This window comes from Flavobacterium sp. DG1-102-2 (assembly GCF_033042555.1).
Taxonomy (GTDB): domain Bacteria; phylum Bacteroidota; class Bacteroidia; order Flavobacteriales; family Flavobacteriaceae; genus Flavobacterium.
Genome location: NZ_JAWLIK010000003.1, coordinates 267,757 through 288,538, shown reverse-complemented (window position 1 = coordinate 288,538; position 20,782 = coordinate 267,757). Strand labels below are relative to the sequence as shown.

The window sequence follows — 20,782 nt, the reverse complement described above, 5'->3', positions numbered from 1 at the left end:
AAAACTGACGATATGAAATTGATTTATTTTTTACTTACGCTGATTACTTTTTCGGCGAATGCCCAAATTGAGACGCTTAACTGGGACGAAGCACGTATAAACGGAAAACTGGAACTGACGATATCAAAACGTGATTTTGAAGCCGTTTACAAAAAAGCCGATAAGATTTTTACCCCTGATTACGCTGATATATGCGGATCTGACGAAGACAGCAATTTTCAGTATTATTTTTATAAAGAGCTTCAATATGAGATTGACAACGGCATAATGAATTTCAGGAAGATAACTTTTGATAAGAAGAGTTCCTTTTTCTTTAGCTACAAAGGCAAAAAGTTTAATGCCAATACAAAAATAGATGATCTTAAGACGCTGTTTCCCGAAGCGGTAAAAAGCGTTGACAAAGATGCACCTGAGGCAGGTTTCCTGCTGGGTTCAGGCAGTGATCTTGATGATAACCTATGGCGTTTTACATTTAAGAAAGGCGTACTTGTAGCTATAGAAAGCTTTTTCCCCTGCTAATGATGAGCAATGCAAAGACATATTACAATCCGTTAAACGGCGAATACACTAAAATACTGGCGTCTTCTGCCGATACTGGCGGAGAATATTCTTTGCTTGAAGTTTACCTTATGCCTGGTGGCGGTAATCCGCCCCATTATCATACCCGCTTTACCGAAGAGTTCTTTGCTGTGGAAGGAAAGCTGGGCCTCCTCTATGAAAAAGATACAGTTTATCTGGAACCGGGACAAAACCGTCTTGTGCCCATAGGTGTTGAACATCGTTTCTTTAATGACGGAACCGAACCGATTGTTTTCAGGATCATGCTGCGCAGCGGACAGCCCGGATTTGAAAATTTCATAAAAGGGTTATTTGGTCTGGTAAATGACGGCAGGACCACAAAAAGCATGATACCTAAAAATCCGCTATATGGCGCAGCCCTGCTTTATTGGGGCGACACCCATCTAAAAAATTTATACTTCTACATCTTCAGTCCGCTTGCGTCACTGGCCTACCGCCTGGCGAAAATCTCGGGTTCCGAAAAAAAACTGTTAAAAACGTATTGCGGCGATTAATTATGCAATCATAGAATAATTCGATAGGGAGCTTTGTTTTTGATGAAAAAAATCACTAATTTTAAAGCTATTGACAAAGGACTATGATAGAAATCGATACAGAGCAGGAAAATAAGGCTATTGCCAAAGAATACAAAGAGTTACTCCGCATCAGTTACCAAACGCTTAGCGAAGACGATAAAAAGCTTATACGAAAAGCTTTTGATGTTGCTGTGGATGCCCACAAGGACCAGCGCAGGAAATCGGGAGAGGCTTACATCTTCCACCCTATTGCCGTGGCTAAAATTGTAGCATCGGAAATTGGGCTGGGTGCCACTTCTATTGCCTCTGCCCTGCTGCACGACGTTGTAGAAGATACCGACATTACTGTTGCAGACATTGAGCGCATGTTCAACCCAAAAGTTGCACAGATTGTTGACGGCCTTACTAAAATAGCTCAGGTTAAGACCGATCAGGAGATATCGATGCAGGCCGAGAATTTCCGTAAGATGCTGCTTACCCTGAATGATGATGTTAGGGTAATCCTTATCAAGATCGCCGACAGGCTGCACAATATGCAGACCATGGACTCCATGGCCGACTATAAGCAGGCTAAAATAGCATCGGAAACATTGTATATTTATGCTCCGCTGGCACACCGCCTGGGGCTTTACAACATAAAATCGCAGCTTGAAGATCTTGGCTTGAGGTATACTGAGCCCGCAGTGTATAACGACATTGTGAGCAAAATGAAAGAAACCAAAGAGGAGCAGGATGCTTATATCAAATCGATATCGGATGTACTTAAGGCTTCCCTTGACGCTGAAAATATCGAATACACGATTAAAGGCAGGCCGAAGTCAATTTATTCCATCCGAAGAAAGATGCTAGCCCAGGGTGTTACTTTTGACGAGGTATACGATAAGTTTGCACTGCGCATCATTTATAAATCGGACCAGCACGATGAAAAATTCGTGGCATGGAAGATATACTCTATAGTAACCGACCACTACCGCCCAAGCCCAAGCCGACTTAGAGACTGGATATCATCGCCTAAATCTACAGGATATGAGGCGCTGCACATTACAGTTATGGGACCTAAAGGACGATGGGTTGAGATACAGGTGCGAAGCGATCGTATGGACGAAGTTGCCGAAAAAGGCTACGCTGCCCACTACAAATACAAACAAGGAGGTTCTACCGAAGAACACGGACTTGAAACGTGGCTTAACCTGCTTAAGGAAGCGCTTGAAAATTCGTCGGCGAATGCCGTGGACTTTGTTGAAGATTTTAAATTGAATCTATACGCCAAAGAGATTTATGTATTTACGCCAAAAGGAGAGATTAAATCGCTTCCTAAAGGTGCTACATCACTGGATTTTGCTTTTAGCATACACTCAGAGATAGGTGTAAAGACAAGGGGCACACGAGTAAATGGCAAGCTGGTTCCGTTAAACCATGTACTGAACAGCGGCGACCAGGTAGAAGTTATTACATCGGCCAACCAAAAACCTAACCCGCATTGGCTGGATTATGTTACTACAGCACGTGCCAAGAACAAGATAAAGAACGTACTTAACGAAAGCACCAAGAAAATTGCCGACGATGGCAAGGAACTGCTTACCCGTAAACTGCGTCATCTTAAGATAACACTTAACGAGACTACGGTTAACGAACTGGTAAATTATTTTAAGTTAAAGACCAGCCTTGACCTGTTTTACCGCGTGGGCGTGGGAACCATAGACAACCAGCAGCTTAAGGATTATGCTGCACTGAAGAGCAATACCTTCATGAACTTCTTTAAGAACAAAATGAAGCGTACGCCAAATCTTCCGCAGGAGCAGATCCAGAAAGAAGAGATAAGCCGTAATTATGACCTGCTTGTGTTTGGCAAGAATGAAGACAAACTGGACTATAAGCTTTCTAACTGCTGCAACCCTATTCCCGGGGATGATGTTTTTGGTTTTATCACCATTAACGAGGGGATAAAGGTGCATAAAAGAGACTGCCCTAACGCTATAAGGCTGCAAAGCAATTATGCGTACCGCATCATGCCGGCCAAATGGATAGACTCTTCGCAGGAAGAATTTAAGGCAACCCTTAAAATAACAGGTATGGATATACTAGGGCTTACAAACGAGCTTACCAAGGTAATATCCAGCAACATGCACGTTAATATACAAAGTATATCGCTTAGCGGTAATGCGGGTATCTTTAACGGACAACTAACCGTGGTGGTACAAAACAACACCATTCTTAAAAAACTGATTGAAAATATTAAAAAAATTGAGGGCATAGATAAAGTGACGAGGATTCATAACAATTAAGGTTAATGCTTTCACTTAACGAAAATTACATTATCTTTGCACCATCGATACAAAAACCATGGAAAATAATAAAAACCAGGACATTGTAAAAAATGTTTTTACAAAGTTTCTTGAAGATAATGGCCACAGGAAAACTCCTGAGCGCTACGCTATACTTCAGGAAATATATGACAGCACCGAACATTTTGACATTGAATCGCTGTACATAAAGATGAAGAACAAAAACTATCGTGTAAGCCGTGCTACACTGTACAACACGATAGAACTGCTTTTAGAATGCGGCCTTGTAAGGAGACATCAGTTTGGCCAGAACCAAAGCCACTACGAGAAGTCGTACTTTGACAAACAGCACGACCACATTATAATGACAGACACGGGAGAAGTTATAGAGTTTTGCGACCCAAGGATACAATCTATCAAAAAAACGATAGAAGAAATTTTTGGTATTGAAATTCATAACCATTCTTTATATCTTTACGGCCATAAAAAACAACCTGTTGCAGAGCAAGAGCCTATCGCTGAACTGCCTGCCGCAGAAAATTAATAAGGGCCCGTTTTAAGAAACGACAAACCAACCCTGAAAAGGATTGGTTTTTATTTTTACTACTATCCGGAAAAACAATTAGTTCAATATAACAAACAAATAAATAGGAATGACCGTAGATTTGCTGCTTGGATTACAGTGGGGCGACGAAGGTAAAGGAAAGATCGTTGACGTACTCACCTCTAAATATGATATCATTGCCCGTTTCCAGGGCGGACCAAATGCTGGCCACACACTGGAATTTGACGGAATTAAACACGTTTTGAGAACTATACCATCGGGTATATTCCACAAAAACTCTGTAAATATCATTGGTAACGGTGTCGTTATAGATCCTGTTGTTTTCCAGAAAGAGATTGAAGGACTTGAAAAATTCAACATTGATATTCAGTCACGCCTTCTTATTTCAAGAAAAGCACACCTTATATTACCTACCCACCGTCTTCTTGATGCTGCATCTGAAGCATCTAAAGGAAAGGCAAAAATTGGTTCTACCCTTAAAGGCATCGGTCCTACTTATATGGACAAAACCGGCAGGAACGGTCTTCGCGTAGGCGATATCGAACTTGCTAATTTTGATGAACTTTACCGCCATCTTGCAGACAAACACCAGGCTATGATAGACTTCTACAATGTAGAGCTTGAGTATGACCTTGCTGAGCTTGAAGCAGAATTCTTTGCTGCGGTAAAAGAACTTAAGAAACTACAATTTATTGATAGTGAAGAATACCTTAACCAGGCAATGAGAGCAGGAAAAACTATCCTTGCTGAAGGTGCTCAGGGATCGCTTCTTGATATCGATTTTGGTACATATCCTTTCGTTACCTCTTCTAACACTACTGCTGCCGGAGCTTGTACAGGCCTTGGTATTGCACCAAACAGGGTTAAAGATGTATTCGGGATATTTAAAGCATATACTACACGTGTAGGCAGCGGACCTTTCCCTACCGAATTGTTTGATGAAGACGGTGCTACAATGGCACGCGTTGGTAATGAGTTCGGTTCGGTTACAGGACGTGCAAGACGCTGCGGATGGCTTGACCTTGTTGCACTTAAATATGCGGTTCAGGTTAATGGCGTTACAGCACTTTACATGATGAAAGGGGACGTTCTTTCCGGCTTTGACACCCTGCAGGTATGTACAGCATACAAATATAAAGGGGAAGAAATAAGCCACCTCCCTTACAACATTGAACCAGAAAATGTAACTCCTGTTTTTGTTGAGAAAAAAGGATGGGCTGCAGACCTTACAGGAATGACTACGTATGATGAGCTTCCTGCTGAACTTAAAGAATATATTGAATTTATTGAAAAAGAACTAGAAGTGCCTATCAAAGTTGTATCTGTAGGCCCGGACAGGACTCAGACAATTATGAAATAATACAGAAGCCGCTTGAAAGAGCGGCTTTTTTTTGCCTCACCCCAGCCTTCCCCAAGGGAGAGGGAGAAGCTACACTCTGATGTTATCTACTAATGTACCATACACATTAATTACCCCTTATGTTTTGAGAAAACCAAAATGAGGAAAAACATTTATACCACAATAAAACTACATACCTATTGTTATAGTTTTTGCTTAAATTTGTTTCAAATTCCATAAAATTGAAAAAGCTTCTTTTTTTACTTATATCTTTTACCTTATTAAACCAGGTGATGACGGCACAGCAGAAAAAGCCGGTTATCATTGAAAACTCAGATTATACCGACAAGAACCAAACAGAAATCCCTGACGCTGTCGTGTTTATAGGGAATGTTGTAGTAGTACACGAAGGTATAAAGATGAATTGCAATAAAGCTTACTTTTTTACTAAGGAAAATTATGTAAAGCTTTTTGGGAATGTAAAAATGAACCAGGGCGATACCCTGTTCATGGACAGCAAATATGCCGAATATAATGGTGACCGCAAATTTGCTTATGCAACAGGCGATGTAGTGATGCGTTCACCGGAAATGAAGCTTACTACCGATACTATTAACTTTGACAGAACCATACAACAGGCTTATTACAATACGTACGGAACGATAGTAAACGGACAAAACACGTTGAAAAGTAAGTCGGGGCGTTATATTGCCGGGCAAAAGAAATACGAATTCAGAACGGCGGTGGTGCTTACCAACCCTCAATATGTATTAAAATCTAACCATCTTGATTATTATACCAATTCTGGTCACTCGTATGTTTTTGGTCCTTCAACCATTACAAGCAAAGAAGACTTTATATATACAGAAAAAGGCTTTTATGACACCAAAAAGAACGAAGCCAAGCTGTTAACCAAATCGTATATAAGATATGGTACGCGGATAATTAAAGGTGACAGCCTCTACTATAACAAGCCGAAGAATTTTTCATCTGCAACAAACAATGTGAAAGTTACCGACACCATAAACAAATATGTGCTGGAAGGCCATTACTCTGAAATATACCGGAAACCAATAGGTGATTCGCTTGTTATGACAAAACACGCGGTAGCCAAAACACTGGTAGAAAAAGATACGCTCTACACCCACGCCAAACTCATGGTTGTTACGGGTAAACCCGGCGAAAGGATAATAAGAGGCTATAACAATGCGCGCTTTTATAAGATAGACATGAGCGGTAAGTGCGATTCTATACATTCTGATGAAAAGAAAGGGTTAACCCAGCTTATCAAGCGACCTGTGGTATGGAATGGCGACAGCCAGCTTACGGGTGATGTAATCCATATCATATCAGACAATAAAACCCAGCAGGTAGATTCGCTAAAGGTGCTCAACAATGCTTTTATCATACAGAAAGACACCCTCGGCACCGGATACAACCAAATAAAGGGCAAGAACCTGTACGGTAAATTTAAAGACAACAAAATGTACCAGGTAGACATGGTGGGAAATGCCGAGAAAATCTATTATATGTATGACAAGCAGGAACTCTTTGGCATTGATAAAGGAGTAGGCAGCAGAATACACATGGATCTCGAAGACAACAAAATTACATCGGTATACATTTACAAAAAGACAGAGAGCTTTACCTACCCTGATTCTGAATTTCCTCAAAATGTGCGGAAGCTTAGGGGCTTTATATGGCGGGGAGACGAAATTATAAAGACCAAAGACGATATTTTTCCGCCTGAAGAGCAGGAAATTCACGATAAGATCGTAAACCAGAGTAAAAAAGACAAGGCTGTAGAAGACACACCTATGGAACCGCTTAAGCAAACACTGGATTACGACAAGAACAACCCGAAGCCTAAGCCGAAACCTGTTACTGAATAAAAAATAATTTTTAGTCACAGTTACGGATTTTCAGACCGCTCTGTGATTGCCAGCGCAGTGCAGCGGAATGTGGCAATCTCAATTATGCATAAGAATATAAAATGATCAACGATTTTTTAAAATACCAGGCGCAGACTTCCCCTTACCCGTTAGGGATGGAAGTTTCGCACGCAAAAGGTTCTTACATATACGATACTAACAATAAAAAATACCTGGACTTTGAGGCAGGTGTTTCGGCGGTAACGCTTGGGCATCAGCACCCAAGGGTTAACCAGGCCATCATAGATCAGCTGAATAAGTACAGCCATGTGATGGTGTATGGCGAGTATGCGCAGCATCCTGCTGTACAGCTGTGCAGGCTTTTAGCCGAAAATATGCCGCCTCAGCTTAATAAGACATACCTTGTAAATTCGGGCACCGAAGCTATTGAGGGTGCTTTAAAACTGGCGAGAAGGGTTACCGGAAGAAGCCAGCTTATATCGTGCTTTAATGCATACCACGGTAACACTATGGGCTCTATGAGCGTTATGGGCTTTGAGGAACGCAAACAGGTATTTCGCCCGCTAATCCCCGATGTGGATTTCATCACTTTTAACTGCGAAGAAGACCTCCAGAAAATAACCAACAAAACTGCGGGCATAATCCTGGAAACGATTCAGGGAGGCGCAGGTTTTATTCAGCCTGAAAACGACTTCATGAAAAAAGTGCGCCAGCGCTGTGACGAAGTGGGCGCGCTGATGATACTTGACGAAATCCAGCCGGGCTTTGGACGCACAGGGAAATTATTTGGCTTTGAGAATTATGATGTTGTACCTGATGTTGTTGTTATGGGCAAAGGTATGGGCGGCGGAATGCCGGTTGGTGCCTTTACTGCAAACGACAAAATGATGGACCTGCTGAGCCATGATCCTAAATTGGGACATATAACGACCTTTGGCGGACATCCCGTAATTGCAGCAGCCTGCCTGGCTACGCTACAGGAACTACTGGAAACTGACATAATGGCGCAGGCGCTTGAAAAAGAAAAACTTTTCAGGAAACTGCTGGTACATCCGCTGATTGAAGAAGTGCGTGGCAGAGGCCTTATGCTGGCTGCCATGACTCCTGCTGCAGATATTACCGATAAAGTGATATTACGCGCCCAGGAAAAAGGGCTTATTTTATTCTGGCTGCTGTTTGAAGGCAAAGCAATACGCATAACTCCTCCCCTCACATTGAGTAATGAGGAGATTGAAGAAGGGTGTGGCATTATTATTGAAGTTATGAATGAGATTCTTGCCGAACAGTACAATAATTAACAATAAAATTTGTTAATTAAATTGTTCAAAAGAAATCTAAATTATTTCCTTTTGAGGTTTACTTTGCGTAACTTTAAGAAGGGTAATTTTAAAAAATTGGGAGTATGAATTTGAGCCACGAAGAAGAAGATTACAGTTTATCCTTATCAAAGTTTGAATCGATGTTGAAAACCAACAAAGTTTTATTCTTTGACTCCGAAGAGTTTGAAGACATCATTCTTCACTACCTCGACACCGGAAAAATAAATTTAGCTAAGAAGGCCTTAAAATTAGGCCTGGAACAACATCCCAGGTCCACAGGTTTAAAATTAGTGCAAGTAGAGCTTTTAGTTTTTGATGATAAATTAGACATTGCCGAAAAATTACTGAATGAGCTGTACGCAATTGAGCCAACAAACGAAGAAATATATATCCAGAAAGCAAATATTTACTCTAAAAGGGATCAGCATGATAAAGCTGTAGAACTTTTACAGACCGCCCTTGAATATACTGACGATTTTGCCGACGTATATTCGCTAATAGGTATGGAGTACTTGTTTATGGACAACCTGGAACTGGCAAAGGATAACTTTATCAAATGCCTTGATGAAGATACCGAAGATCATTCTGCACTGTATAATGTTGTATACTGCTTTGATTTTCTTGACCAAAACCTAGAGGCAATAGACTTCCTTAACGGATTTATTGACAAGAACCCGTACAGCGAAGTAGCATGGCATCAGCTAGGAAGGCAGTATTATGCCATAAAAGATTACGAAGGCGCATTACGCGCATTTGATTATGCCACTCTTATAGACGACAGTTTCTTAGGTGCATTTCTTGAAAAAGCAAAGTCGCTTGAAAAATTGAAACGTTATGAAGAGGCTATAGAGTGCTACAACATGACAATGGAACTTGATGACCCTACTTCTTTTGCTCTATTGCGCGTAGGTAAATGCCACGAACGCATGGGTAATTTTGAGGAAGCCCTTAAGTTTTACCTTAAAACTGTTCACGAAGATCCATTGCTTGACAAAGCATGGATAGCAATAACCGACTTTTACATTCGCCGTAAGAATTACCAGAAAGCCCTTTATTATGTAAACAAGGCGATTGGTATTGACAACGAGAACAAACTGTACTGGAAACGTTATGCTGTAATCAATAAGGCGCTTAGCTTTCACGAAGAAGCCGAAGAAGGCTACCGTAAGGCTGTAGAATTTGGCGATTATCAATTGGACACATGGTTGTTCTGGACCGATACACTGGTTACCCTTGGTGAATATGACACTGCTATCAGCACGCTGCTGCAGTCTTCAGAATATTTTCCTGAAGAGTATGAGGTAGAATACCGTCTCGCCGGGCTGTATTTTATGCAGCAGGAAGAAGATAAAGCGGTGTTTCACTTAAGCAACGGTTTGCGTCTTGGCTTTAAACACCACATGCTTATAGAAGAATATTTCCCTGCCATTTACTATTCTGATATAGTTCAGGATGAGATAAAAAAGCACGAAAAAAGACAGTAATAAACTGAATTTCAGAAATATCGAGCCTGACTATATAAAAATAGTCAGGTTTTTTTACTTTTATGGGATGAAGAAACTATTTCTAGCAGCGTTTATTCTGCACTTTACGTCTGGCATTGCCCAAACAACAACATTAGACAGTCTGATAAAAGTTGACTTCCTATTTATGAAGGAGTTGATGACAAGCCCTTTGCCGGGAATAAGTGTAAGCGCAGATTATCCGGGAGGAGTAAATAATTTTCTTAAAGAGCTGAAGGAAAAACTAAGCAAAGCTTCTTTAAAAAAGCTAAACCGCTTAAAACAAAAGTCGCAGTTGAATTTCACTATTGAAAAAGACGGAAATTTGTCGGATATAAACATATATACATCGAATGATAAAAAATTAATACGAGACATTGAGCAGTCAGTTAAGCTGATGCAAAAGTGGTATCCCGCTATTGAAAACGGAAAAGCTTTACGCGTCCAGATGTCCTTACCCTTAACACTAGAATAATTTGAAACCAAAACGTTTTGGCCTTGTTGGCCGTAATATAAGCTACTCTTTTTCTGCCGGTTACTTTAAAGCAAAATTTGAAAAAGCAGACCTTGAAAACTATACCTATACCAATTTTGATATCGACAACATATCGCAATTGCCTGAAATCATTGAGAATACCAAAAGGCTCAAAGGGCTTAACGTGACCATTCCGTATAAGGAAGCGGTAATTCCGCTTTTGGATAAAGTTTCAAAAACAGCACAGCTCATTGGGGCTGTAAACACTATCGTTATTTCTAAAAAAGGCACAAAGGGCTTTAATACTGATCATTATGGCTTTCGTAAAGTCTTACAGCCTATGCTTCTGCCCCATCATCAAAAAGCATTGATACTGGGTACCGGAGGCGCATCAAAAGCTATAGCTTATGCGCTTCGCCAACTGAAGATTAAATATGATTTTGTTTCCCGCACCGCTACAGATGTGATTTATGCTTATGAAGACCTTGATAAAGATGTATTTGATGATTACCAGATAATCATAAACACTACACCGCTGGGAACATTCCCAAATGTACATGAATGCCCCCCAATAGACTATTCGCATTTCACCAATAAGCATATCGCATTCGATCTCGTGTATAACCCCGCAGAAACCGAATTCATGAAGCGTGCTGCCCAAAATGGAGCAACAATTAGTAACGGTTATGAGATGCTGGTACACCAGGCAGAAAAGGCCTGGAAGATATGGAATAAAAAATAATACACCTTTTTTAATAAATCGTTACTTATATCGAATTAAATTGCCCAAACCTTTAGAAATTAATGTTTTTCTTTGAATTTTAAACCAGCTTTAGTATCTTTCGGCAATAAAGCAATTAACCACTTAAGCATTTTTACGATGTTAGAAGAAAAGAATGATAACCTGCATAACGCAGATGGAGAGCAAATAAACGAAGTAAACGGCACTCTGCACACGGATTACAACGCTGAAAATGAAAATGTTGAAAACAGCGAAACTCCTTTAGTCCATGAGACTGAAGGTCAGCTCCCTTTTGCTCCTAAAGAGCTGCTGGAAGCTGCAAAAGTTGCCGATGAGCCTGCAAATGAAGAAGAAAGTGAAGATTCTCACGCTGTAGCACCTACAGTAGTAGCAGATGAAAATAAGGCCGACGAAGTAGCGGCAGAAACAGCTGAACTTCCTGCTGAAGATAAAAAATTATCGGCAGTGGATTCCATTGCGGAAAGCAATGCTGAGGAAGGCGAAGATGAATCGCTTATAGGGCATGATATCCCTATGAAAAACTATGAGGAACTTTCTATGGAAGACCTTACGGAAGAACTTGAAAAGCTTGCTGTCATAGAAAAAGTGATGTCGGTTAAAGACCACATCGAAGAAATACGCAAAGAATTCTATTCTAAATACAATCATTTTATTGAGGAGAAAAAAGACGAGCACAGCCACGAGAACAACGGCGACACGTCTGAATTTGAATATCACTTCCCTCTTAAAAACAAGTTTGATACCCTTTATAACCAATACAGGGATAAAAAGAACAGCCACTTTAAAAAACTGCAGACAGACCTTAAAGGCAACCTTGAGAACAGGCTTGCCATTATTGAGGAACTTAAAAGTGTTGCTGAAGGCAGCGAAAACATTAAGGATGCACTTAAGCACGTTAGCGATCTTCGCGAGCGCTGGAAAAATGCAGGCCCTATTCCGCGTGACAAATACAACCACGTTTGGAACAACTTCCATTTCCACATAGAGCGTTTTTACGACCACCTTCACCTTGACAGGGAAGCCCGAGACATGGACTTTAAGCACAACCTTGAGCAAAAGCAAAAGATTGTTGCCCGTGTCGAGGAACTTGTAAACGAATCGGATATCAATAAGGCATTCCGTGAGCTGCAGGCGCTTCACAAAATATGGAAAGAAGAGATAGGCCCCGTATCACGTGAGCACCGTGAGGAAATATGGAACCGCTTTAGCGAACTTACAAAACAGCTGCACGACAAGCGTGAGGAACTAGTGGCTAAAGGCAGGGAACAGGAGGAGGCTAACCTGGCTAAAAAGAAAGATATCATCGCTCAGATCGACGCTATATCTGAAGAGAAAATAACAGCACACAGCGCATGGCAGGGACAAATAGACCGCATTGAAGCATTAAGGGAGCAATTCTTTAAAGCCGGTAAAGTACCGGCAGAGGTAAATGAAGATACCTGGGCTGCTTTTAAAGCTGCTGTAAGGAACTTTAATACCGTTAAGAACTCTTTTTATAAAGACATTAAAAAGGACCAGCAGGATAACCTGAACAGGAAACAGGCACTTGTAGAAAAAGCAAGGTCGCTTCAGGAAAGTGAGGATTTTGCCGCCACTACCCCTGTCATGAAACAGATCCAGGACGAATGGAAAACTATTGGCCATGTGCCAAGAAAATATTCTGACAGCGTTTGGAAAGATTTCAAGGCAGCCTGTAACCATTACTTCGACAGGCTTCATGCACAGCGCAACGAAGCAAACAAAGATGAACTGGAAGCTTTTGACAAGAAAAAAGAATATTTAGAAAGCTTAAAAGAATTTGAACTCACAGGCGACCATAAAACAGATCTTGACGGCATCAAAAAACATATTGAGAACTGGAAGGCTTTAGGCCGCGTACCGCAGGCAAGAAGGCATATAGAAGGCAAATTCAACAAAATACTTGATGCATTGTTTGACAAGCTGAGCCTTTCTAAGAAGGAGACCGATATGGTGAGGTTCAACAACAGGCTGGAACAAATGTCTGAAGGCGATGACACCAGAAGGCTTGAAAACGAACAGCTTTTCATAATGCGTAAGATTGATGAAGTACAGGGAGAAATTTTCCAGCTGGAAAACAATATCCAGTTCATCTCTAACGCAAAAGGTGATAACCCATTTGTAAGGGAAGTTCAAAAAAGCATTGAACGCCACAAAGAAGAACTTAAAACGTGGAAAGATAAGCTTAAACAAATAAGGGTCCTTAAGCAGCAACAGCAGGAGGGACAATAATCAAAATAGAAAAACCATCAGTGAAAGCTGATGGTTTTTTTATGCCCTTTAATTGCATTACTGTTAGCCCGATAAATTGGTTGAAATAACTCATTCAAAGTCTTTCCTTCAATGTCTATTCATTCAACATCTAAATCAATATAAAACAAAAAAAGAGGGGCCGGCAACCAAAAGCCGAACCCCTCTATGAACTAAAAACTATTACTCTGTTACTGTTTTACAATTTTAAATGTAGCAGCTCCACCATTTGCAGTGCTTGCCTGCATGATATAAGTAGCTTGTGGCAGCGAAGAAATGTTTAGCTGTACAGTATCTGCATTAGCAGACTGACGCAACACTTCCTGGCCTAAAAGATTATATATAACAACTCCTGAAAGTACTTCATTAGCCTGAACGTTTACAACGTCTGATGCTGGGTTAGGATATACTTTCACACCTTTTAACTCAAAAGCAGGGTTGCCAAGGATAACAGATACAGTGATTGGCAGTCTTTCGCTCTCGCAAGTACCAAATGCCTGAGTTACACCATACGTATATCCGTCAGTAAGGTTTGTATTTGAAGAAATTTCGAACCAGGCATCTTCCTGCTCATCATAGAAATACCATTGTAGTTGTGCACCTGCCTCAGTTTCGATAGTAAGGTCAGATACAGTATCACCTGCATTGAATTCCTGAGAAGCTTCTCCCACAGGAGCACCAAGGATTTGAGATACTACTACAGACACAGCTACAGTAGCGCTTTCACATCCTTCTGAAGTCTGAGATACAGTATAAGTACCTGTTACAAGAGGTTCAGTACCTGTAAGTGGAGCACCGTCAGGAGAATACCAGTTTGCAGTATAACCAGTTGTAGTACCTCCGTCAAGTTCCGAAACCAGCCCTTCACCACAGAAAGCCTGTGTTGCAGCAGGAGTAGGAACCGCTGTTGTAGATACCGTGAATGCAACTGCTACCCTTCCGCTTTCGCATCCGTCAACAGTTTGAGAAACATATAATGAACCTGCTGTAACAGCAGTAGCGGCACTAACAGATGTATCGCCATCTAAAGATGAATACCAGTTGAATGTACCGCCCTCTACGCCTTCTACTTCAAGTTCTGATAGCAGCGTACCATTACATACTGCAAAGCTTGCAGATGTAGGCACCGGAATTTGCAGGTGCGTTACAGCAACTGCTGTTCTTGGGCCTTCACAATCTCCAACAGTCTGAGATACGTAATAAGTACCTTCGGCAGCAGGAGCGTCAGCTGCAAGGGTAGCCGACGTTGTAGCGCTTGCATACCATTTTAAAGCTGCACCATCTGTAGTTTCAACTCCAAGATCCGCCAGTGTAGCCGTAATACATACAGCTTGCGGTGAAACAGCTGCAGGAGCTGTTACCACTGCATTAACAACTACTTCCACAGCTGTTCTGCCGCTTTCGCAGTTATTAAGTTTTTGAGATACATAATATGTACCTGAAACAAGTGGTGTTGTTGATGTAAGTACTACAGCTGAAGTTTCGCCGTTATACCATCTGATTACAGCACCCGCAGAAGGTGTAGCAACAAGTGATGCAACTGTAGCGCCAGCACAAAAATCCTGGCCTTCAACCACCGGGGCAGTAATATTATTTATAGTAACAACAACAGAAGCTTTAGGGCCTTCGCATGTTCCTAATGTTTGTGACACATAGTATGTACCGCCAACTACAAGGGCTGTAGAGGCAAGTGGTGTTGTGCTTGTAGCAGAGTCAAACCATTTGTAAGTTGCACCTTGGCCGCCTGTAGCAACAAGGTTGGCAACCGTAGCTCCTGCACAAAGCTCCTGAGCAAATACCGTAGGCTGTACAACTGTTGCAACAGCCACACTAACCGATGCTCTTAAACCTTCGCATGTGCCTATAGTTTGAGAAACATAATATGTACCCGTACCCAATACGGCTGTAGAAGCTAATACCGTTGTTGACGTTTCGCTTGAATACCATTTTAGTGTTGCACCCGTTACAGCAGTAGCCTGTAAATTAGCAACTGTAGCACCAGAACCTGCACAAAATACCTGAGAAGTACCTGCTACCGGAACCGGAGTAGTGTTAACCGTTACGGCAACGGCAATTCTTGCGCTTTCGCAGCCACCCACGGTTTGAGAAACATAGTAGTTTCCTGTAGCAAGGGCAGTAGTTGCCGCTAAAGCTGACCCACCTGTTGCTGCTGCATACCATTTGGTATTAACCCCTGATGTTGTAGTAAGGGCAGCTACCGTAGTACCACCACAATGTGTTTGCGCAGCAGCTGTTGGAGCAGCTGTTGGAGCAAGTGTTACGGTAAACGCAGCAGATCTTGCACTTTCGCAAGTACCAACAGTTTGAGATACATAAAAAGTACCATTAGCTACCGCCGTAGAGGCAGTAATTGCAGTACCTCCTGTAGGAGCAGTATAGAATTTGTTAACAGCCCCGGTAGTACCTGTTACTGTAAGATCGCCCATAGTTGCCTGAGGGCAGATATTTTGATTAGCAGCTGTCGGGGTAGCAGGAGTAGCACAAGTTGCATACTCAAGATTGATCGTTATTTTCCAGGTATTGTTATCAATTTTACCGTAGGTAACATTACAGTCGGCGCCTCCCCATACTCTCCATGCCCTTAGCTGGAAAGCGACAGTACCTTCAAGTCCATTGGCTATATTTATTCCTGTACGGTTGTAGACAGCAGTTCCACCGTTACCCGGAGCAGTTGATAAACTTGCCTCAGTGGTATTATTGGTAGTACATGCTAACAATGATTGCTGTTCAGACATGAAAAGGCCGGCTTGTGCTGTAAAATTATAGCTTGTCGCTACAGAAGCAATTTTAAAACCAGGAGGTATCGTAGCAGTAAGATTTCCCGGGCAGGCCGTCGTAGAGGTAATCGTTGGAGCGTTATTATACTGGCTGCTTATCTCGCCTGTAGTATAGGTCAGGACAATCTGACCTGGTGTGAAAATAACCTGCTTCCAAAACCCTGTTGTACCTCCACAGTTTGAGCGTATCCAGAAATAATAAGAAGAACCTATTGCATAACCTGTTAAGGTTTTTGTGTTCGTTCCTGCTGCAACGTTACCTGTAGGCGTTGTAGTAGCTGTAGGTGGTGTTGCTGAAGCAGATGTATAATAATCATAACCTCCTGAAGGAGCAGTAGCCGGAGCTGTCCAGTTAATTGTAGCACCATCTGTTGTAGAAACAGCAGTGATATTAGTTGGTGCAGGGCAGCTGGTATAAGCGTTTGCAGAGAATGCAAAAACGTTTACAACCTCTCCGCCTGTAGATGTTTTAGTCACCTGCACACTGGCGATTGGTTTAGACTGGTTTGCCGGAGGAATAGCCAAGGCAATCTGATACATCCTTGGATTGATCGTACTGGATTCAAGTCCATTATTGGTCCTGTTAATACGGCCGATACCTATTATAGCTGCATTAGCACCGTCGTACCAGTCTGAAACAGTAGTACTTGCAAAAGGAGTACTAGTACCATCAGTATAATTTACGGTAACGGTTACAGTTCCTGTACCACTTCCTGTAACAGCAAGCATGTACAACGTTACTGCTGCTGTTGGGGTAGTAAATGTTACGGTGCCTGTAGGAGCTGCAGTTGGTAATCGTAGTGAGTTATTCCCTGTCACGGGAGCAAGCTGATAAGATAAACCCGGCGTTGAAGTAACTGCCGAATTGATAAGCCCGTTTACAGGAACTCCATATGTTATAGGTGTACTTGTTGCCGTAAGCTTAAAATCAGTGGCCACATAATTGTAGTTAACACCATCGATATCAATAGAGGTAGATGATATGGCTGTACCCACACCATTGGCGATAACGTCGGCGTTAAGCCCACTGGCAATGGGCATTTGCACATACTCTTGTGCCGTCACTGCATTAAAGGACAATGCAGCAAAAAGACACGTTAATAAATAAGGTAATTTTTTTGACATGAAAGTAAATTTAGGTTAACATAATTTTTAGAAATTTAAGAATTAATTACATAATTTCCTCAAAATTTGTGAATATTCGAAAAATATAACAAAAAACCCGCAATCAACTATTTTTCAACAGTTAACCCGGGCTTTCTTGTTAATTTATAACTATTTTTAAGTACAATTATCTCAAATAGTACCATTTACGATTTACTTTTCCAATCAAACGGAACAGGTATTTTATTTGTGGCTATTTTCGGTTCTTTAACAATTCGCTTTTCATAACGAGGGGTAATAATCTTGTCCATGTATTTTTCATCCCTATATTTAATATGTTCTACAATGGCAGACACTTTTACACTTACATCAATTCCCTGTACATAATTATCGTTGCTAAGCACAACATAATATTTACCTTGCTGAAGGGGAGCATCTATAAAGCGTTTGAAGGATGCAACACCCTTACCTGCATCAAATGATTTATATGCCTTATCCTGAAGCAGCAGCTTGCTGTTAGCCTCATTGACTAAGGCATATTCAACGTCTTCGCCATTAACCGGCAGTGCAAGGTTAGTGAGTGTGCCGGCAGCTATTCCGCCCAATGGCGTGGTAAAATAACTGGCTATACCTTTAACGCCCTCAACAATCATTTTACGGTTCTCCTTCCAGTATTCATTGCTTTCTTCTCCTACCCCAACCCAGTACGCCCATGCTATGACTTTCTTGGTTTCATCCTTACCTGTATAATTTACAGGAAGCGAAAAAGGAATTGCTACCCTGGTTTCTCCTAAGGTGGTTTTACTGTTTACGCGCTGGCTTTTATCCATGACTACCTCTTCATACCTTTTTTCAAAATAAGGCACCCTACGCATTTTTTGCGTAGATAAGGTATCATAACCTACCACGACATCTTTAGTATACGAATTCCATGTGGTATCCTGCACGGTTACCCATTTTACCGCTGTATTAAAATTTTCGGTTTGTTTACCCGCCGGAACGCGCTGTATCTTAACGTTGCATACCCTGGCTTCTTTTGCAGTATTTGTAAACCTGAACTTATATACCGATTTACCTGTCATCATAAATTCATGGTTCTTCTCTTTCTTAACATCATGGCCTTTATACTTATAAGTGTCTGGATATTCAAAAACCGTAACCTCATCAATAGTATTGCCATTGTTCTCTTCTACAGTAAACAATACCCTGTCACCGTCGGCAAAACTATAATAAAGCTCTTCGGCAGATGCCGGGTTAATACGCAGCTGCACTTCGGCTACCGTTAATTTTTGTCCGTAGCAGGCGCCTGCAAAAAGCAGCAGCAGGACTATAACTCTGTTCATATAATAGGGGGTGATTTACAATTTCTTTGCTTCGTTCCAAAAAACATCCATTTCAGCAAGTGTCATATCGGCAAGTGGCTTACCAAGTTCTTCTGCCTTGCCTTCAAGGTACATAAAGCGTTTAATGAATTTTTTATTGGTGCGTTCCAGGGCGTCTTCAGGATTTACATTTAAAAACCGTGCATAGTTGATCATGGAAAATAAGACATCACCAAATTCGGCTTCTATCTTATCCTGGTCGCCATTTTTAACTTCCTCCTGAAACTCTTCTATCTCTTCCTGCACTTTATCCCAAACCTGGTGCGGTTCTTCCCAGTCGAAGCCCACGCCTTTAGCCTTGTCCTGGATACGGCTTGCTTTTACTAACGCCGGAAGGCTTTTAGGAACACCCTCAAGTACCGACTTCTTGCCTTCTTTAAGCTTCAGCTTTTCCCAGTTTTGTTTTACCTGTTCTTCGTCTTCTACCACCACATCACCATATATATGCGGATGGCGGTGAATTAGCTTATCGCAGATCTCATTAGCAACATCGGCAATATCAAAATCGCCGGTTTCACTACCTATTTTGGCATAAAAAACAATATGTAGCAAAACATCACCCAACTCTTTTTTAACCTCGTTAAGGTCGTTATCAAGAATAGCATCCCCAAGTTCGTAGGTTTCCTCTATGGTAAGATGGCGAAGGCTTTGCAGTGTTTGCTTTTTATCCCACGGGCATTTTTCACGAAGTTCGTCCATGATATCGAGAAGCCTGCTAAAGGCATCGAGCTGCTGCTGTCTTGTATTCATTTTTTTTTTTGTAAAATTAAAAAATCCTGCCTCTTGATAAACAAAAGGCAGGATAAATTATATAACTAAGAACTTGTATTATTCTTCGGTCTTAACTTCTTCCTGTGCAGGAGCTTCTGCAGGTGCAGCTTCTTCTTTAGAAACAAGGCCTTTTGCCTGAAGCATATTGTACCAGTTAAGGATTTTTTTAATGTCTGAAGCATATACCCTGTCTTCATCAAACTCAGGAAGCACTTCCCTGAAATACGACTCTAACTTAGCATTGTCTTCTTTGTGCGAAAGTGCCGGGCCGTTATCTTCCTTAGCCGCTATAGCGCGGAATACTTCAGAAAGGCGTACTTCGCCATCATACGTATATACAGATATTTCAGAAAGAAGGCTTACGTTGCTTCTTAACCCTACAGTAACTTTTTTACCGTCAACTAAAGATTCTGCAACAAAACCTGTACGGGTTTGAAGTTTTAGTTCATATAGTCCCGGTTTTCCTGAAATGGATAATATTTTCTCTATGCTCATTATGTTATTTTTTTATGGGAAGGCAAATATCTAATCTTTGGGATAAAAAACAAAAATTATCTGCCTTTTTTGGCAACAAATTTCATTTTATAATCCGGCCTTGTTTTGCCCTCCATTATATTCTGGAGTTTCTTTTTGATCAGTGTCTTTTTAAGCGTAGATATCTTGTCGGTAAACAACACACCTTCTATATGGTCATACTCATGTTGTATTACCCTGGCAATAAGGCCGTCATAAACATCAGTATGCTTATTAAAGTCCTCATCAAAATACTCAATAGTTATCTTTTCATGACGGTAAACGTCCTCACGTACTTCAGGTATGCTAAGGCAGCCCTCGTTAAAACCCCACTCTTCACCTTCTTCCTTAAGGATAGTAGCGTTTATAAAGGTCTTTTTAAAATCTTTAAGCTGTGCCTGCTCCTCTGCCGAGAGGTCTTCATCATCGCTAAACGGAGTTGTATCTATCACAAAAAGACGGATAGCCAAACCTACCTGTGGGGCAGCAAGGCCTACACCATAAGCATTATACATGGTGTCATACATATCGGCAATGATCTTTTTAAGCTCAGGATGCTCCTTGCTTATCTCTACCCCTTTTTTTCGTAATACAGGATCACCGTATCCAACAATTGGTAATATCATAGTAACTCGCTTTAAATTTTAGCCTGCAGAAATAACTGCTTTTTGAGACTGCAAAAGTAATAAATTAAAATGATTTGGCTGCCTCC

The 20,782-nt window shown here is 41.3% G+C and carries 16 protein-coding genes; 11 read left to right on the top strand and 5 right to left on the bottom strand.

Annotated elements, in window-relative coordinates; all coding sequences use genetic code 11:
- Window positions 1–12: 12 nt before the first annotated feature.
- From R1T16_RS06650 to R1T16_RS06600, 11 genes are all read left to right on the top strand, one after another.
- On the top strand, window positions 13–519 hold the full coding sequence (locus R1T16_RS06650) for a hypothetical protein (RefSeq protein ID WP_317500317.1): 507 nt from the start codon (window positions 13–15) through the stop codon (window positions 517–519).
- Entirely contained in the window at window positions 519–1,073 is a 555-nt protein-coding gene (locus R1T16_RS06645) for a cupin domain-containing protein (protein WP_317500316.1), read from the top strand. Before R1T16_RS06650 ends, R1T16_RS06645 begins: the two co-directional genes overlap by 1 nt.
- 83 nt (window positions 1,074–1,156) lie before the next feature.
- Window positions 1,157–3,379, top strand: coding sequence for a RelA/SpoT family protein (locus R1T16_RS06640; protein ID WP_317500315.1), 2,223 nt, complete (start codon window positions 1,157–1,159; stop codon window positions 3,377–3,379).
- A gap of 58 nt (window positions 3,380–3,437) precedes the next feature.
- The gene (locus R1T16_RS06635; RefSeq protein ID WP_317500314.1) at window positions 3,438–3,923 is read left to right on the top strand and encodes a transcriptional repressor; all 486 of its coding nucleotides are present in this window, start codon (window positions 3,438–3,440) and stop codon (window positions 3,921–3,923) included.
- A 109-nt stretch (window positions 3,924–4,032) separates the two neighbouring features.
- Window positions 4,033–5,304, top strand: coding sequence for an adenylosuccinate synthase (locus R1T16_RS06630; RefSeq protein ID WP_317500313.1), 1,272 nt, complete (start codon window positions 4,033–4,035; stop codon window positions 5,302–5,304).
- A gap of 221 nt (window positions 5,305–5,525) precedes the next feature.
- Window positions 5,526–7,175: an OstA-like protein gene (locus R1T16_RS06625; RefSeq protein WP_317500312.1), complete on the top strand. Its 1,650-nt coding sequence runs from the start codon at window positions 5,526–5,528 to the stop codon at window positions 7,173–7,175.
- A 101-nt stretch (window positions 7,176–7,276) separates the two neighbouring features.
- The gene (locus R1T16_RS06620) at window positions 7,277–8,473 is read left to right on the top strand and encodes an aspartate aminotransferase family protein (protein WP_317500311.1); all 1,197 of its coding nucleotides are present in this window, start codon (window positions 7,277–7,279) and stop codon (window positions 8,471–8,473) included.
- A gap of 104 nt (window positions 8,474–8,577) precedes the next feature.
- The gene (locus tag R1T16_RS06615) at window positions 8,578–9,978 is read left to right on the top strand and encodes a tetratricopeptide repeat protein (RefSeq protein ID WP_317500310.1); all 1,401 of its coding nucleotides are present in this window, start codon (window positions 8,578–8,580) and stop codon (window positions 9,976–9,978) included.
- Between the two features lie 67 nt (window positions 9,979–10,045).
- Entirely contained in the window at window positions 10,046–10,471 is a 426-nt protein-coding gene (locus tag R1T16_RS06610) for an energy transducer TonB (protein ID WP_317500309.1), read from the top strand.
- A gap of 1 nt (window position 10,472) precedes the next feature.
- Window positions 10,473–11,213, top strand: coding sequence for a shikimate dehydrogenase (aroE, locus tag R1T16_RS06605; protein ID WP_317500308.1), 741 nt, complete (start codon window positions 10,473–10,475; stop codon window positions 11,211–11,213).
- 138 nt (window positions 11,214–11,351) lie between these two features.
- Window positions 11,352–13,484: a DUF349 domain-containing protein gene (locus tag R1T16_RS06600; protein ID WP_317500425.1), complete on the top strand. Its 2,133-nt coding sequence runs from the start codon at window positions 11,352–11,354 to the stop codon at window positions 13,482–13,484.
- Between the two features lie 209 nt (window positions 13,485–13,693).
- Here the strand turns inward: R1T16_RS06600 and R1T16_RS06595 are convergent, their stop codons facing one another.
- The 5 genes from R1T16_RS06595 to def all read right to left on the bottom strand — a co-directional run bounded on the left by R1T16_RS06595 (window position 13,694) and on the right by def (window position 20,696).
- Window positions 13,694–17,425 (bottom strand): T9SS type A sorting domain-containing protein, encoded by a 3,732-nt coding sequence (locus tag R1T16_RS06595; RefSeq protein ID WP_317500307.1) that lies wholly within the window; start codon window positions 17,423–17,425, stop codon window positions 13,694–13,696.
- 185 nt (window positions 17,426–17,610) lie between these two features.
- A complete protein-coding gene (locus R1T16_RS06590) occupies window positions 17,611–18,747 on the bottom strand; it encodes a hypothetical protein (RefSeq protein WP_317500306.1) in 1,137 nt (378 codons plus the stop codon).
- Between the two features lie 15 nt (window positions 18,748–18,762).
- Window positions 18,763–19,536 (bottom strand): nucleoside triphosphate pyrophosphohydrolase, encoded by a 774-nt coding sequence (mazG, locus tag R1T16_RS06585; RefSeq protein WP_317500305.1) that lies wholly within the window; start codon window positions 19,534–19,536, stop codon window positions 18,763–18,765.
- A 78-nt stretch (window positions 19,537–19,614) separates the two neighbouring features.
- The gene (locus tag R1T16_RS06580; protein WP_317500304.1) at window positions 19,615–20,052 is read right to left on the bottom strand and encodes a DUF5606 domain-containing protein; all 438 of its coding nucleotides are present in this window, start codon (window positions 20,050–20,052) and stop codon (window positions 19,615–19,617) included.
- 56 nt (window positions 20,053–20,108) lie between these two features.
- Complete coding sequence (gene def, locus R1T16_RS06575; protein WP_317500303.1) at window positions 20,109–20,696, bottom strand: peptide deformylase; 588 nt, start codon at window positions 20,694–20,696, stop codon at window positions 20,109–20,111.
- Window positions 20,697–20,782 lie beyond the last annotated feature (86 nt).

Bases quoted from the DNA above. Each gene is read 5' to 3' on its own strand.
- R1T16_RS06650 (WP_317500317.1), top strand. From the start codon at position 13: ATGAAATTGATTTATTTTTTACTTACGCTGATTACTTTTTCGGCGAAT.
- R1T16_RS06645 (WP_317500316.1), top strand. From the start codon at position 519: ATGATGAGCAATGCAAAGACATATTACAATCCGTTAAACGGCGAATAC.
- R1T16_RS06640 (WP_317500315.1), top strand. From the start codon at position 1,157: ATGATAGAAATCGATACAGAGCAGGAAAATAAGGCTATTGCCAAAGAA.
- R1T16_RS06635 (WP_317500314.1), top strand. From the start codon at position 3,438: ATGGAAAATAATAAAAACCAGGACATTGTAAAAAATGTTTTTACAAAG.
- R1T16_RS06630 (WP_317500313.1), top strand. From the start codon at position 4,033: ATGACCGTAGATTTGCTGCTTGGATTACAGTGGGGCGACGAAGGTAAA.
- R1T16_RS06620 (WP_317500311.1), top strand. From the start codon at position 7,277: ATGATCAACGATTTTTTAAAATACCAGGCGCAGACTTCCCCTTACCCG.
- R1T16_RS06615 (WP_317500310.1), top strand. From the start codon at position 8,578: ATGAATTTGAGCCACGAAGAAGAAGATTACAGTTTATCCTTATCAAAG.
- R1T16_RS06610 (WP_317500309.1), top strand. From the start codon at position 10,046: ATGAAGAAACTATTTCTAGCAGCGTTTATTCTGCACTTTACGTCTGGC.
- R1T16_RS06600 (WP_317500425.1), top strand. From the start codon at position 11,352: ATGTTAGAAGAAAAGAATGATAACCTGCATAACGCAGATGGAGAGCAA.
- R1T16_RS06595 (WP_317500307.1), bottom strand. From the start codon at position 17,425: ATGTCAAAAAAATTACCTTATTTATTAACGTGTCTTTTTGCTGCATTG.
- R1T16_RS06590 (WP_317500306.1), bottom strand. From the start codon at position 18,747: ATGAACAGAGTTATAGTCCTGCTGCTGCTTTTTGCAGGCGCCTGCTAC.
- mazG (WP_317500305.1), bottom strand. From the start codon at position 19,536: ATGAATACAAGACAGCAGCAGCTCGATGCCTTTAGCAGGCTTCTCGAT.
- R1T16_RS06580 (WP_317500304.1), bottom strand. From the start codon at position 20,052: ATGAGCATAGAGAAAATATTATCCATTTCAGGAAAACCGGGACTATAT.
- def (WP_317500303.1), bottom strand. From the start codon at position 20,696: ATGATATTACCAATTGTTGGATACGGTGATCCTGTATTACGAAAAAAA.